Origin of the sequence: Leisingera sp. ANG-M1 (assembly GCF_000813745.1) — a bacterium.
Taxonomy (GTDB): Bacteria; Pseudomonadota; Alphaproteobacteria; order Rhodobacterales; family Rhodobacteraceae; genus Leisingera.
Genome location: NZ_JWLC01000013.1, coordinates 255,219 through 269,244 on the forward strand (window position 1 = coordinate 255,219; position 14,026 = coordinate 269,244).

Annotated in this window: 14 protein-coding genes; 7 read left to right on the top strand and 7 right to left on the bottom strand. The window is 62.8% G+C overall.

What is annotated here, in order from left to right:
• Positions 1-77: 77 nt before the first annotated feature.
• Both RA19_RS12130 and RA19_RS12135 read right to left on the bottom strand, forming a co-directional pair.
• Positions 78-371, bottom strand: coding sequence for an AzlD family protein (locus RA19_RS12130; RefSeq protein WP_039162857.1), 294 nt, complete (start codon positions 369-371; stop codon positions 78-80).
• Positions 364-1,074: an AzlC family ABC transporter permease gene (locus RA19_RS12135; RefSeq protein ID WP_052261766.1), complete on the bottom strand. Its 711-nt coding sequence runs from the start codon at positions 1,072-1,074 to the stop codon at positions 364-366. Before RA19_RS12135 ends, RA19_RS12130 begins: the two co-directional genes overlap by 8 nt.
• A 111-nt stretch (positions 1,075-1,185) precedes the next feature.
• Here RA19_RS12135 and RA19_RS12140 point away from each other — a divergent pair, with 111 nt between their 5' ends.
• Positions 1,186-1,734, top strand: coding sequence for a helix-turn-helix domain-containing protein (locus RA19_RS12140; RefSeq protein ID WP_039162860.1), 549 nt, complete (start codon positions 1,186-1,188; stop codon positions 1,732-1,734).
• A gap of 7 nt (positions 1,735-1,741) precedes the next feature.
• Here the strand turns inward: RA19_RS12140 and RA19_RS12145 are convergent, their stop codons facing one another.
• Positions 1,742-2,395, bottom strand: a complete 654-nt coding sequence (locus tag RA19_RS12145) for an RluA family pseudouridine synthase (protein WP_039162862.1) — start codon at positions 2,393-2,395, stop codon at positions 1,742-1,744.
• A 153-nt stretch (positions 2,396-2,548) separates the two neighbouring features.
• Between RA19_RS12145 and truB the strand changes: the two genes are divergently transcribed.
• On the top strand, positions 2,549-3,460 hold the full coding sequence (gene truB, locus RA19_RS12150; RefSeq protein WP_039162864.1) for a tRNA pseudouridine(55) synthase TruB: 912 nt from the start codon (positions 2,549-2,551) through the stop codon (positions 3,458-3,460).
• Positions 3,461-3,539: 79 nt separating this feature from the next.
• On the opposite strand, the gene RA19_RS12155 is transcribed toward truB, so the two are convergent.
• Entirely contained in the window at positions 3,540-4,793 is a 1,254-nt protein-coding gene (locus RA19_RS12155) for a calcium-binding protein (protein WP_152615743.1), read from the bottom strand.
• Between the two features lie 132 nt (positions 4,794-4,925).
• On the opposite strand from RA19_RS12155, the gene RA19_RS12160 reads away from it, so the two are divergent.
• From RA19_RS12160 to rpsO, 3 genes are all read left to right on the top strand, one after another.
• Positions 4,926-5,438 (top strand): DUF1643 domain-containing protein, encoded by a 513-nt coding sequence (locus RA19_RS12160; protein WP_039162868.1) that lies wholly within the window; start codon positions 4,926-4,928, stop codon positions 5,436-5,438.
• Positions 5,439-5,667: 229 nt separating this feature from the next.
• Positions 5,668-6,555 (top strand): calcium-binding protein, encoded by an 888-nt coding sequence (locus tag RA19_RS12165; RefSeq protein WP_241479057.1) that lies wholly within the window; start codon positions 5,668-5,670, stop codon positions 6,553-6,555.
• 151 nt (positions 6,556-6,706) lie between these two features.
• The gene (rpsO, locus tag RA19_RS12170; RefSeq protein WP_008555454.1) at positions 6,707-6,976 is read left to right on the top strand and encodes a 30S ribosomal protein S15; all 270 of its coding nucleotides are present in this window, start codon (positions 6,707-6,709) and stop codon (positions 6,974-6,976) included.
• An 80-nt stretch (positions 6,977-7,056) separates the two neighbouring features.
• Here rpsO and RA19_RS12175 read toward each other — a convergent pair whose 3' ends face one another.
• Positions 7,057-7,362, bottom strand: a complete 306-nt coding sequence (locus RA19_RS12175; protein ID WP_039162873.1) for an ArsR/SmtB family transcription factor — start codon at positions 7,360-7,362, stop codon at positions 7,057-7,059.
• A 105-nt stretch (positions 7,363-7,467) separates the two neighbouring features.
• On the opposite strand from RA19_RS12175, the gene RA19_RS12180 reads away from it, so the two are divergent.
• A complete protein-coding gene (locus tag RA19_RS12180; RefSeq protein ID WP_052261767.1) occupies positions 7,468-8,394 on the top strand; it encodes a permease in 927 nt (308 codons plus the stop codon).
• 66 nt (positions 8,395-8,460) lie between these two features.
• On the opposite strand, the gene RA19_RS12185 is transcribed toward RA19_RS12180, so the two are convergent.
• Positions 8,461-10,797: an aldehyde dehydrogenase family protein gene (locus RA19_RS12185; RefSeq protein ID WP_039162875.1), complete on the bottom strand. Its 2,337-nt coding sequence runs from the start codon at positions 10,795-10,797 to the stop codon at positions 8,461-8,463.
• Positions 10,798-10,808: 11 nt separating this feature from the next.
• The gene (gene deoC / locus RA19_RS12190) at positions 10,809-11,798 is read right to left on the bottom strand and encodes a deoxyribose-phosphate aldolase (RefSeq protein ID WP_039162878.1); all 990 of its coding nucleotides are present in this window, start codon (positions 11,796-11,798) and stop codon (positions 10,809-10,811) included.
• A 245-nt stretch (positions 11,799-12,043) separates the two neighbouring features.
• Here deoC and mutL point away from each other — a divergent pair, with 245 nt between their 5' ends.
• Positions 12,044-14,011: a DNA mismatch repair endonuclease MutL gene (mutL, locus tag RA19_RS12195; RefSeq protein ID WP_039162881.1), complete on the top strand. Its 1,968-nt coding sequence runs from the start codon at positions 12,044-12,046 to the stop codon at positions 14,009-14,011.
• Positions 14,012-14,026: the final 15 nt, after the last annotated feature.

A 14,026-nucleotide genomic window follows, 5' to 3' on the forward strand; every position in this document is an offset into this window, starting at 1 on the left:
GGAAAACTTGCCGTCTTTGGCGTGGCCCGTGCTGCGCACAGGCACAGGGCCGATGGCGGGGGCTTGAACGGCCAGCGTTAGAAATAGGCTCTAATCAGGCAAATTGCGGCGATTCCTGCGCCCATGGTCAGCGGCAGGCTGCGGGTCGCCAAGGCTACGGCCAGGGATAGGGCGCCTGCCGCCCATTCCTGCGGACCGCCTTGCATCAGCAAGTAGGTGACCAGCGACAGGATCAGGCAGCCGGGCAAAGCACGCAGGCCGCGGGCCCAGGGGCCGTGTTCGGGCAGTCGGCGGCCTAGGAGGTAGCCGGAGAGGCGGACTGCAAAAGTCGCTGCAGCCAGGCCCAGAATCAGGGTCCAGGTCTCAGTCATTGCCCAGCACTCCGGCAAGGGCGGCCCCGGCCAGGCCGCCCATGATCAGCGTCCAGGTGGGGTCCAGCGGGGTCAGCAGGCCGGTCAGCAATACTGTGGCCACGGCGCCGGCCCAGGGCAGCAGCGAGGCCCCTCCGCCCCACAGCGAGCGCAGGATGGCGATGAAAGCAGCGGTGAATGCGAAATCCATGCCAAGGGCGCGCGGCTCCGGCACAGCGGTCGCAAAGCCGGCGCCTGCCATGGTGGCCAGCACCCAAACAGCAACCAGCGCCAGCCCGCCGCTCACCATGTACCAGTATCCGGCGCGTCGGCCGCTGGCGCGGGCGGCGTGCATCAGCGCCCAGTTCTCGTCCGAAGCAACATGAAGACCAAGCAGCACCTGCCACCAGGGCCGCCCTGCGAGCTCCGCGCGCAGCGACGCAGTGATCAGCAGCAGCCGCAGGTTCAGCGCCAGTCCGGCCAGCACGGCGGCTCCGGCGCCAGCGCCTGCCAGCAGGCGTTCGACTGCAATGATCTGGGCAGAGCCGGCAAAAACGATGGTGCCCATCACTCCGGTTTGCAGCGTGCCCATCTGCGCCTGTGCGGCCAAGAGCCCGAACGCCAGCCCGTAAACACCGACCCCTGCTGCCAAGGGCAGGATGTCCCGCAACCCGGTTGCCAGTTCGTTACGGGGCGACGGCGGGGCAAGATCTTGCATAGTCATCGGCGAGCTCCTCTGGAGACGAATCCGCCGCTCGGATATACCGAACGCAAGAACTGCATATCGAACACCCCATGCGTTCGTCAAGTCGAACAGTAGGATGAAATACTGAACATGTCAGCGCCCCATCAAATGATCGCTGCCGCCATCCAGCGCGAACGCAGCCGTGCGGGGAAGTCTCTTACGGCGCTCGCAGCCGAAGCAGGCATTGCCAAATCGACCCTGTCGCAGCTGGAAGCCGGCAATGGAAACCCCAGTGTAGAGACGCTTTGGGCACTGGCCGCAGCCCTGGATGTGCCTCTTAGCCTGTTGTTTGAAACTGAGGCGCCGGCGACCAAACTGGTCCGTGCCGGGGAAGGCGACGTGCTGGAATCGGAACAATCGGATTTCAGTGCGGTGCTGCTGTCCCGCTGCCCGCCCCATGTGCGCCGGGATGTCTACCGGGTAGTGATGCAGCCGGGGGAAGTCCGCCGCGCCCAGCCGCACCCGCGCGGCACAGTAGAGCATATGCTGGTCTGTGCCGGGCAGATGCGTGTCGGGCCCTTAGGGCAGGAGGAAGTGCTGCTGGCAGGTGACTACTACAGCTATCCGGGCGACCACCCGCACAGCTATGAGGCGCTGGAGCCGGACACGCTGTTCATGATGGTAATGGAAGCGCCGTGATAAGGCTCTAAAAAGACGGTTTGACCCGAAATTTCAGAGATTCGCCGCTGTCCGGGTGTTTGATTCGCAGCTCCTCGGAGTGCAGCATCAGCCGCGGGTGCTCCAAAGCAGCGCCAGACGCATAGAGCGGATCGCCTAGGATCGGATGGCCGAGCGATAGCATATGCACCCGCAGCTGATGCGAGCGCCCTGTCTTGGGTGTCAGCCGCACCCGCGTGGCGTCGTCTTCGTATTTCATCACCCGCCAGTTGGTGACTGCGGGCTTGCCGGTCTCATGGCAGACCATCTGCTTGGGACGGTTTGGCCAATCGACAATCAGCGGCAGGTCCACGGTGCCGCTCCTCGGCTCCAGCCTGCCTGCGACCCGCGCCAAATAGGCCTTTTTCGTGGTGCGTTTCTCAAATTGCATCGACAGATGCCGCTGTGCGTGCGGGGTAAGGGCGAACACCATCACTCCGGACGTATCCCTGTCCAGCCGGTGCACCAGCAGCGCCTCGGGGAACACGGCCTGAATCCGGCTGATCAGGCAATCGGCCAGATGCGCGCCGCGGCCAGGCACCGATAATAGCCCGGCAGGCTTGTTGACCGCCAGGATTTCGGCATCGTGGTGCAGGATCTCCAGAGGATCTTGCGGCGGGGTGTATTCGCTTGAAACAGCCATGGGAGCCTGCCTAGCGTCCCGGGCGGGCTGGGGCAAGCGCAGGACAGTTTCTCCCGCTTCCGGTGCTTTCCTGAAGGCCCTGTCATTTGCTAAATTGACACTGCCTGGGCGATCCGGTAACCGGCGCGCCTCACGTGAATTTGGGGTGAAGGCATGGCACGCAAACGCAAAGGGCGCGATATTTCCGGCTGGCTGGTGGTGGATAAGCCCGCAGGGCTGACCTCGACCGCGGTTGTGAACAAGGTGCGCTGGGCGCTGGATGCCAAGAAGGCCGGCCATGCGGGCACTTTGGACCCGGAGGCGACCGGCGTGCTGGCCGTTGCACTGGGCGAGGCGACCAAGACTGTTCCCTATATCACGGACGCGTTGAAGGCTTATACCTTTACCGTGCGGCTGGGCCAGGCAACCAATACCGACGATGCCGAGGGCGAGGTGATTGCCGAGAGCGATGTGCGCCCCGCGGACGAGAAGATCAAGGAAGCGCTGCTGCCCTTCCTCGGGGAAATCATGCAGGTGCCGCCCAAGTTTTCGGCTGTAAAGATTGACGGCCAGCGGGCCTATAAGCTGGCGCGTGAAGGCGAGGATGTGCAGATCGAGGCCCGCCCGCTGTGGGTCGAAGAACTGATCCTGCTGGACCGCCCCGACACAGATCACGTGGTGCTGGAAATGACCTGCGGCAAGGGAGGCTATGTGCGCTCGATTGCTCGCGACCTGGGCGCCGCGCTGGGCTGCCACGGTCATGTCAAAGAGCTTCGCCGGATCTGGTCCGGCCCGTTCGACGCCGAGGAAGGCGTATCGCTGGAACTGGTCGAGGAACTGGCGAAATCCACAGAGCTGGACCAGTATCTGCGACCGCTTGAGGAAGGACTGGCAGATCTGCCCGAGCTGAAATGCACCCTGCAGGGCGCAGTGCGGCTGCGCAATGGCAACCCCGGCATGGTGATGGCCGCTGATGTAGAATACGGCGACGAAGCCTGGGCCTCGCTGGATGGCAAGGCTGTGGCGGTTGGTATCTATAAATCGGGCGAGCTGCACCCAAGCCGGGTGTTTGTGCAGCCGGAATGACCTCGGACCGCCGACTGCGGTGGTCTCCTAAAAGCAAGCACCGCTGATGCCTGCAGCCCAGGGCTGTTCTGTGTGCCTGTTAGGCCGGCGTGGCGTCGTAGTTGTCTCCGAGTACCGACTGGTCCTGGTGCGCCGTCAGAATGATGCTGGCAGCATTGCCGTCCGCGGCGCTGATCGTGTTCCCTGAGGCATCCCGCCAGCGGTCTTCGTCCGTTGAATAATCATCGTGGAAGGCGACGCTGATTCCCGACTGATCGCCGGGCAATGTTGCGACGGCAACGCCATCCATGGTGATTAGCGTGCTATCCTGATCCGCGTCATAAGCGATGCTCAGTCCGGCAATAGCATCCTCGAAGCTGAAACTAGGCAGGGATCCGAATCCTGCAACAACCGGAAAGCCGATCATCAGATTGTCTTCCGACGGATTGAAATCGGTGATTTCCGCTGCCGCACTGCCTGGTTCATAGACATTTGCGAAAGCATGGAAGCTGTCGGCCCCCTCACCGCCGGTGGCGGTGGTGCCTGGCCCGATCCAAAGCGTGTCGTCTCCTGCGCCGCCGTCAAGTACATCGCCGTCATCGCCAACTTGGGTCAAGTCGCCAGGGTAGTGGTTGTAAGATTCCGGGAAATGCACTGTGCTGCTGCCGCTGAACAATGTGTCGTTGCCTTCGCCGCCTGCGAGCGTGTCGGCACCGCCCTCGCCAAAGATCACGTCGTCTCCTGCTGTGCCCGCCAGATTGTCATCGCCATCTGTGCCTCGCTGAGCATCAATGATCTGGGGACCGGAATCCGAAGGTGCGTCAAAGGCCACGGTATAGGGCCCGTCATCCAGATGCGCGCCATAAAATTCAACGTCCAAGGTTTGCCCGTCTTCCAAGGAGAGGTTGTTCAGCGTCAGGACTGTGGTCATGCCCTGGGTTTCGACTAAGCGCAGCCCGGTGCCGTCTTCTGTCTGGTACAGCGCCACATCCTGATGCGTCTCTTCGATCAACAGGCTGTCAGCAGCGGGATCAAAGTCCTCTATGACTGTGCCTGCGCCGCCGCGGCCATCAAGCTGGAACCTATCCTCACCTTCACCGCCAATGGCGGTATTGCCGGTTCCAAATAGAAGAAGGTCATTGCCGCCCCCGCCATCGAGAGTATCGGCGTCGCCTTCATTCCCATAGATATCTTCGCCTTCCTCTGTCCCAGTCAGCAGCTCATCTTCGCCTTTTTCCCCGAATTTGGGGGTTGGTTCGGGGATGACGGCTGTCACCAGCTCCTCGTCATCGTCTCCTAAAAGGACGATTCCGGCTGCAGCAATGCCAATCCCGAGAAGCAGTAGCAATTCCATTTCAAATACCCTGGATGGAATAAATGAGCATTAAACACTTGATAGGTGTATCAGCGCCTTCAGGTTTCAGCAATATTCTCTGCAGTGACCAGCAGCATTTGACAGGGCAAACAGCCCTGCTACAGACGGCCTATGATTACCCGGACCCACACCAAAGGCGACGCGCCTTCGACTGCCGTTTACTCGGATTGCGAAACCTACCGCTACAGCCTGACCCGTGTTTGGAATGCGGACGGGGAGCGGGTGATGTTCGTGATGCTGAATCCTTCTACCGCAACCGAAGTGCAGAACGACCCCACCATCGAACGATGCGAGCGCCGGGCCCGCGCCCTTGGATTCGGCGGTTTCCGTGCCACCAATATCTTTGCCTGCCGCGTCACTGATCCTCGCGAGATGCGGCGGCTGGAGGCACCGGAAGGCCCGGAAAACATGGCCGTGGTTTTGGAAGGGCTGGAATGGGCTGATATGGTGATTTGTGCTTGGGGCACGCATGGCGAGCACCTGGGACAGGGCGCCCGGGTCGCCAAGGCTTTGCGGGCCAGGGGCAAGCCGCTCTATCATTTAGGGCTCAGCAAGGCAGGCCACCCCAAGCATCCTTTGTACATTGCCTACAGCCGGCAGCCGGAGAGGTGGCTGGAAGAGTAAGCAGTTTCAGCCACCCGTTAACCTGTGTTCTCGTTTTGTTTTGCAAATACTGCTGCGGCGTGGAATCCTGCGGCAGGGTATAAGTGTACTGAGGTGTGGGCAGGTTATGTTGTGGCTTGCAAGTGTATTGGGTCTTGTTGCGGTTGGTAGTGCGGTGTTTGTGGAGCCTGGCACTGCTGAGGAGGGCGATGCTGGAACGGCGTCTGATCCGGAAACAAATGAAGATGGTTTGGACGGGGGCTATATCGAGCCTGGCGGATCACCTGGGGCTCCGGATTATGAGGCTCCGGTTGAGACAGTTACCGGCACCGCGGATGCTGACATTCTGGTTGGCAGCAGCGCAGCCGACAGTCTGAGCGGCGGCGGTGGCGACGATCAGATTGGCGGTTACGGCGGCAACGATTGGATCGATGGCGGCGGCGGTGCAGATGTCCTGCATGGCGCGGAAGGAGATGACAGCCTGTATGGCAGCAGCGGTGAGGACCTGCTTCATGGTGAGGACGGCGGCGACCTGCTGCAGGGCGGTGACGGCGCGGACAGCCTCTACGGTCATTTCGGTGACGACACTCTGCAGGGCGGCGCGGATACGGATGTTCTGCATGGCGGCCGCGGCCAGGATTGGCTGGAAGGCGGTTCCGGAGAGGATTCGCTGCATGGGAATGACGGCAACGACAGCCTTGCGGGGGGCGCAGGTGAGGATGCGCTGTTCGGCGGCTTTGGCGACGACGTAGTGTCTGGCGCCGGTGACGGGACGGATCAGGATTTTGTGAATGGCGGCGGCGGTGATGACACACTAATTGCTGGCGCGGGTGACGTGCTGACCGGGGGCGAGGGCGAAGACCAGTTTATGGCGGGCAGCTGGACCGGAACGTCAGAGGCGGTGCAGCTGATGGATTATGATGCCGGGGCGGACCAGCTTGTGCTGGTCTGGGACTTTGCGTCAGGAGATGCGCCGGAGGTCGAGGTGCAGGCAAACCCCGATGCGGAGAACGAACAGCTGATCCTGGTGGATGGCGAGCCCGCCCTGCGGCTTTCCGGAGCTGAAGGGCTGACTGCAGCCGATCTGGTACTTATCGACTCTGCTTCGGCGGCGCAGTCAGGCTTGCTGCCGCAGTAAGCCTGGCAGTCCGCACATATCCTTTGCCTTTGCAGTGGAATCATCTTATACGCCTGCATCCGCTGCGGTCACGTGGCGGATTTCTCCATGGGCCTGTGCTGGACGACATCCCGGCCTGCGCCATCCACTCTAACCTATGAAGGAGACCCCGATGTCGATCACTGCTGAAGAAAAAGCACGCCTGATGAAAGAATTCGCAACCAAAGACGGCGACACCGGTTCCCCGGAAGTCCAGGTTGCAATCCTGACCTCGCGCATCAACACCCTGACTGAGCACTTCAAAACCCACAAGAAGGACAACCACGGCCGCCGTGGCCTCCTGAAAATGGTTGCTCAGCGCCGCAAGCTGCTGGACTACACCAAAGGCAAGGATGAGGCCCGTTACCAGGACCTGATTAAACGCCTGGGCATCCGCCGCTAATCCGCGCTAATCCCGGATTTCTGCGCCCGTTCCGAAAGGAGCGGGCGTTTTCTTTTGGCACGCCACGTGCCGGCAGCTCTTCAGCCTGCTGCTGAGCTGCGTTCATCCAGGCAGCATTCGCTTTGCAAATAGGCGATCACGTCCCACAGTCGGCCGTATTGCGGCACGCAGCGCAGGATGCGCCCCTCCCGCTGCTGCTTGATCAGCCCGGCCTCCACCAGGCTGGCAATATGGTGAGTCATCGAGGAATGCGGGATATCCAGATCCTCGCGCAGCACCCCGACCGGTAGCCCGTCAAAGCCTGACTTCACCAGCCGCTTGAAAATCCGCAGCCGGTGCGGATGGCCCAGCTCCTTGAGAATCTTGGCAATTTCGTCGACGTCCATGAACGCTCCGTTTTGATATTACGATTTTCTTGGTAATATATTGACTCGCGCCCTGTTGATCAATATTTCGACAAAACCAGTAATTTGGAATCAGAGGCTCGACCTATGTCACCTGAAATCACCGCTGCCCTGCAGGAAGCAGGCGGTATGTTTCTCTTCCTCGCCGTGGAACTGACGGCGCTGTTCCTGCTGATCAGCTACGGCGTGGCGGTGCTGCAGGAGTATGTTTCACCGGCCCGCATCCAGGCGGTCCTCAGCTCTCGCAACGGCCGCGGTTATGTGGTTGCCGCGCTGATGGGGGCAATCACGCCGTTTTGCTCCTGCTCGACGATCCCTTTCCTGAAGGGACTGCTCAGGGCGCGGGCCGGGTTTGGCCCGATGATGGTGTTCCTGTTCTCCAGCCCTCTGCTGAACCCGGTGATCATCGGGTTGTTCACCGTGACCTTCGGCCTGCAGGTGGCCGTGGTCTATTCCCTGATCGCGATGGTGGTCTCAGTGGCTGCAGGCGTGATCTTGGAGGCGCTGGGGTTCGAGCGCCATGTGGAGCCTGCGGCCTATGAGGCACCAGCCCCCAGCGGCTGCGGCAGCTCTTGCAGTGCAGCGTCTCTGCCGGAGAACCGCTGGCTGCGGCTTTGGAAATCGGTCTGGAAGGACTTCAAGGGCGTACTGCCCTACCTGCTGGGCGGCATTGCCATCGGCTCGTTCATTTACGGCTTCATGCCAACCGGGCTGATCACCGAATACGCGGGCAGCGACAACCTGTTTGCCATTCCGGTGGCCGCGGTGATCGGTATCCCGCTCTACATCCGTGCAGAGGCGGTGATCCCTCTGTCGGCTGCGCTGGCAGCCAAGGGCATGTCGCTGGGCGCGGTGATGGCGCTGATCATCGGCAGCGCCGGGGCCAGCCTGACCGAGGTTATCCTGCTGCGCGCCATTTTCCGGATGCCGATGATTTTGGCCTTCCTGGCGGTGATCCTGACGATGGCGGTCGGGGCCGGGCTGATCTATGCGCTGACGCCGCTGGGTGCCTGATCCTGCACAAGCAAAGAAAAACGGCTGGCCTCGCGGGAGGCCAGCCGTTGTGAGTTTTGAACCGGGTTACTCGCCGTAGGGCACCCAGATGTTTTTGATCTCGGTGGCCTCTTGCAGGAAGCGCTTGCTGTGATCCTGCATCCAGTCGGTGGCGGTGGCGTTGTTGACCCAGGTCCGCTTCAGATTTCCGGCCGAGGCCGCTTCGATCCGGGCGGACAGATCGGTGGAGGAGAAGCTCCAGGCCGCATCCAGGTTAAGATGCGAGGCCATAGGCTTGGCCAGCTCCGCATGGCTGCCGGTCAGGATGTTGACCACGCCTGCGGGCACGTCCGAGGTTTCCAGCACCTGGTAGAAATCCGTTGCCGCCAGCGGGAAGGGTTCGGAGGCCGCCAGAACCACCCGGTTGCCCATGGCAATTGCTGGCGCCATTGCGGAAACAAGGCCCAGCAGCGGTGCCTCATCGGCGCACAGAACACCGATCACGCCCACGGCTTCTTTCATCGCCAGCGCCACGCCGCGGATCGGCACGCCATGCGCCTGGCCGTCATATTTGTCAGCCCAGGCAGCGGCGGAGAACAAGCGCTGGATCGAGGCTTCAACCTCGGCCGCGCCGCTCTTCTTGCCGGTCATTGCGTCGATGCGGGCAGCGAATTCATCCGCTCGCGCGGAGAGATTCTCGCCGATGTAGTACAGGATCTGCGCCCGCAAGTGCCCGGTGGTTTTGGACCAGCCCTTGGCGCCTGCCGCGGCCTCGACCGCGTTGCGCACGTCCTTGCGGTTGGCAAGGCCCACGTGGCCCAAGAGCGCACCGGATTTGCCGTAGATGGCCTGGCTGTAGCCGCTGTCCGGGCGGGCCTGCTTGCCGCCGACATACATCTTGGCAGTGCGGTCCAGCGGGTCTGCCGGGACGCCGTTGCCCTCGAGAGCTTCCACCTTGGTCAGCGTTTTGGACTTGGTCTTGGGGCGGGTATAGGCGGCGAGGCCTTCCCAGCCGCCTTCGCGGCCAAAGCCGCTTTCGCGCACGCCGCCGAAACCGGCTGCCGCGTCAAACATGTTGGTGCCGTTGATCCAGACCACGCCCGCCACCAGTTTCGGCGCCATGTCGAGCGCCAGATTCACGTTCTCGGTCCAGAGCGTGGCGGCGAGGCCGTAGCGGGTGTTGTTGGCCAGCTCCACCGCCTCGGCCGGAGTGCGGAAGGTGCAGGAGACCAGGACAGGGCCAAAAATCTCCTCCTGCATCAGCGGATCCGCCGGGGTGAGGCCTTCGATCAGGGTCGGCGGGTAGAAGCAGCCGCCCGCGGGCATCTCGACCTGGGCCTGATGCATGGTGCCTGCCTGGTTGGCGGCGACCATTTCGCTGATGGTGTTCAGTTGCACCGGATCGACCACCGCGCCCACGTCGATGCATTTGTCGAGCGGGTTGCCGATGCGCAGCCCGTCCATGCGGGCCTTGAGCTTGCTGTGGAAGCGCCCGGCAATGCCTTCCTGCACCAAGAGGCGCGAGCCGGCACAGCAGACCTGGCCCTGGTTGAACCAGATTGCGTCGACCAGGCCTTCGATGGCGCTGTCGATGTCGGCGTCGTCAAAGACGATGTAGGGGGACTTGCCGCCCAGCTCCAGCGTCAGCGCCTTGCCGCTGCCTGCGGTGGCTTCGCGGATCTTGCGGCCAACGGAGGTGGAGCCGGTGAAGGCGATCTTGTCGACATCCGCTGCGGTGATCATCTCACCCACGGCACCGTCGCCGGTGACGATGTTCACCACACCCTTAGGCAGGCCTGCCTGGCGGCAGATGTCCGCAAACAGCAGCGCCGTCAGCGAGGTGTATTCCGCAGGCTTCAGGACCACAGTGTTGCCCATGGCAATGGCCGGCGCGATTTTCCACGCCAGCATCAGCAGCGGGAAGTTCCAGGGGATGATCTGGCCGCAGACGCCCAAAGCCTCGGCATCCGGCAGCTCGCTTTCCATCAGCTGCGCCATGCCCGCGTGATAGTAGAAATGCCGCTGCGCCAAGGGGATATCAATATCGCGGCTCTCGCGGATGGGCTTGCCGTTGTCCAGGGTCTCCAGCACAGCAAACAGGCGGGAATGCTTCTGCAGCAACCGGGCAATGGCATAGAGGTATTTGGCGCGGCCGGGTCCGCCAAGAGCAGCCCAGGCGCCCTGCGCCTTCCGCGCGGCTTCTACCGCATTGTCGACGTCGGCTTGGGTAGCCTGGGTCAGGGTGGCCAGCACTTCGCCGGTGGCGGGGTTCTTGCTGTCGAAGCCGTCGCCCGGGGCAGTGAATTCGCCGTTGATGAAATGGCCGAAGCGGCTGCCCTGATCGACCAGCCAGGCCAGCGCGTCGGCGGCGCTTTCGGGGGCGGGGCCGTAGTCCATGGTGTCGAAAATCTCTTTGATGGTCATGTGTACAGCCCTCAGCCCATGGAATGGCGGTAGCCGGCGGAATATGCCCCGGTGACATGGTGTTCCAGCTGGCGCTCGATGTCGTTCAGCAGCGAGGAGGCGCCAAAGCGGAACAGGTCAGGCTGCAGCCAGCGGTCGCCCAGTTCGTCTTTGATCAGCGACAGGTACACCAGCGCGTCCTTGGCTTTGGAGATGCCGCCGGCGGGTTTGTAGCCGACACGGTAGCCGGTGCGGTCATAGTAGTCGCGGATCGCTCGGATCATCACCAGCGACACCGGCAGCGTGGCGTTGACGCTTTCCTTGCCGGTGGAGGTTTTGATGAAATCGGCGCCGGCCATCATGCAGACCAGCGAGGCGCGCGCCACGTTGCGCAGGCTGCCCAGCTCGCCGGTGGCCAGAATCGCCTTTACATGGGCATCGCCGCAGGCCTGGCGGAACGCTTTCATCTCGTCGTAAAGCGCCTGCCAGTTGCCGGTCAGCACGTGGCGGCGCGAGATCACGATGTCGATCTCCTCAGCACCGGCCTTGACGCTTTCCTCGATCTCCGCCACCCGCAGGTGGAAGGGGGAGAGGCCTGCCGGGAAACCGGTTGAGACCGCGGCCACCGGGATGCCGCTGCCCTTCAGAGCCTGCACCGCAGTTTCGATCATATCGTGGTAGACGCAGATTGCTCCGGTGGTGAGGCCTTCCATGCCCAGCTCGCGCAAGAGACCAGCATTCACTGGCTGGCGCGCCTTGGCGCATAGGCGGCGGACCCGGCCCTCGGTGTCGTCACCGGACAGGGTGGTCAGATCGATTAAGCTGATCGCTTTCAGCAGCCAGGCGGCCTGGTGGTCTTTCTTGACGCTTCGGCGGCCCGGCAGCGTGGCGCAGCGGCGTTCGATGGCCGACGTATTGGCCTGCACGGCAGCGACCCAGTCCAGGTCCAGCTCCATGCCGGGATTGCGCGGCTCGGCCAGCTGCGGCAGCTGCGCGCTTCGTTCAGCGGTATGGCTATCCATTGGAAATCCTCGGAAGAGTTCCGTGCGAAAGTCGCACGGGTGCGGCATATTGGCAAGCGAGCGCCGGGGCGCGGATGCAGGTTTTTTGACTGGATGGACAAAAAAACGGGGCAAACGCGGGTATGGATATCTTGAGAAGCCTTTGAAACCGGCCGTGCAGTGTGAAAATCGTGTTTTCCGCGTCTTTGAGGCTGGGGCTGCGCATTCCGGTGGCAGAATCGCCTCTACATGCTAAATTTAGCGGTATGAGCAGTGCAGACCCCCATATCAGCGAAAAACCGCAAGCAGACGGCCCCTCAGACAAGCGGCCTGTCATCCGCCAGTTGGACGATAGCGCCATCAACCGGATTGCCGCCGGCGAGGTGGTGGAACGGCCTGCGTCCGCAGTCAAGGAACTGGTGGAAAACGCCATTGACGCCGGTGCAACCCGGATCACGGTGGAAATCGCCGACGGCGGCAAGACACTGATCCGGGTGACAGATGACGGCTGCGGCATGGCGCCGGAGGACCTGCCGTTGGCGTTGAGCCGCCATGCAACCTCTAAGATCGACGGCTCGGACCTTTTGAACATCCACACCTTCGGCTTTCGCGGCGAGGCGCTGCCCAGCTTGGGGGCAGTGGGGCGCCTGACAATCACCAGCCGGGCCGCAGGCCATGAAGCGGCGCAGATAAGGGTTGCCGGAGGCAAGCTGGAGCCGGTGAAACCGGCCGCCTTGCGGGCAGGTACCATCGTCGAGCTGCGCGATCTGTTCTTTGCAACGCCTGCACGGCTCAAATTCATGCGCACCGACCGGGCCGAGGCACAGGCGATTGGCGACACCGTGAAACGGCTTGCAATGGCAGAGCCGTCGGTTGGCTTTACCCTGCGGGATGTCTCCGGCGGCGGCGAAGGGCGGGTGACATTCCGGGCCGATCCGCTTTCGGGAGATCTGTTTGACGCGCTGCATGGGCGGCTGTCCTCGGTGCTGGGGCGCGAGTTTGCCGAAAACGCGCTGAAGATCGACGCCGCGCGCGAGGGCATCCGGCTCTATGGCTATGCGGCGCTGCCGACATACTCGCGCGGCGCGGCGGTGGCGCAGTTCCTGTTTGTGAACACGCGGCCCGTAAAGGACAAGATGCTGACCGGGGCGCTCAGGGCGGCCTATTTCGATTTCCTCAGCCGCGACCGCCATCCGGCGGCGGCGCTGTTCATCGACTGCGACCCGCAGCTTGTCGACGTGAATGTGCATCCAGCAAAATCCGAGGTGCGCTTCCGTGATCCCGGGCTGGCGCGCGGGCTGATTGTGTCTTCCCTGCGCCACGCGCTGGCGGAGGCCGGTCACCGCGCCTCAACTACCGTGTCGGGCGCGACGCTGGGGGCGATGCGGGTGGAACAGCCCACCGCAAGCGGCGCGCCGCGGATCTATCAGATGGACCGTCCGTCGCTCGGTGCGCGCTCGGTGTCTTATGCGGCGCAGCGGCCGGAGAACTTTGCGCCTGCGCCTGCCTATGAGCCGCCCTCGGCGCCGGGCTTCGCGGAGTTGCAGACGGCCTACAGCGGCCATGTGACGGAAGTCCCGGATGTAGCGTCTGCTCCGATGGCCCCGGGTCAGCCCTCGGATGCGCCCGAGAGCCGCGCGCCCGGGGCCGAGGCTCTGCCGCTGGGGGCGGCACGCGGCCAGGTGCATGAGAATTACATCATCGCCCAGACCGCCGACGGAATGGTGATTGTCGATCAGCACGCCGCCCACGAGCGGCTGGTCTATGAAAAGCTGAAAGGCCAGATGGCGGAAAGCGGGGTTGCCGCCCAGGCCCTGCTTATCCCGGAGATTGTCGAGCTCAGCGACAACGACTGCGCCTGCCTCATGGGCGTGGCGGAAGAGCTGGCGAAATTCGGCCTCGGCATTGAGGCCTTTGGCGGCAATGCCGTTGCCGTGCGGGAAACCCCGGCAATCCTAGGCGAAGTCAATGCTGAGGCGATGATCAAGGATATCCTGGATGAGCTGTCGGACCAGGGTGAAAGCCAGCTGGTGCAGGCTAAGATCGAGGCGATCCTGAGCCGGGTGGCCTGCCATGGCTCGATCCGCTCCGGCCGCCGGATGCGGGGCGAGGAGATGAATGCGCTGTTGCGGGAAATGGAGGCGACGCCCCATTCCGGCCAGTGCAACCATGGCCGCCCCACCTACGTGGAATTGAAACTGGCAGATATTGAGCGATTGTTCGGGCGCACATAGCGCCCTTCAGTCAGA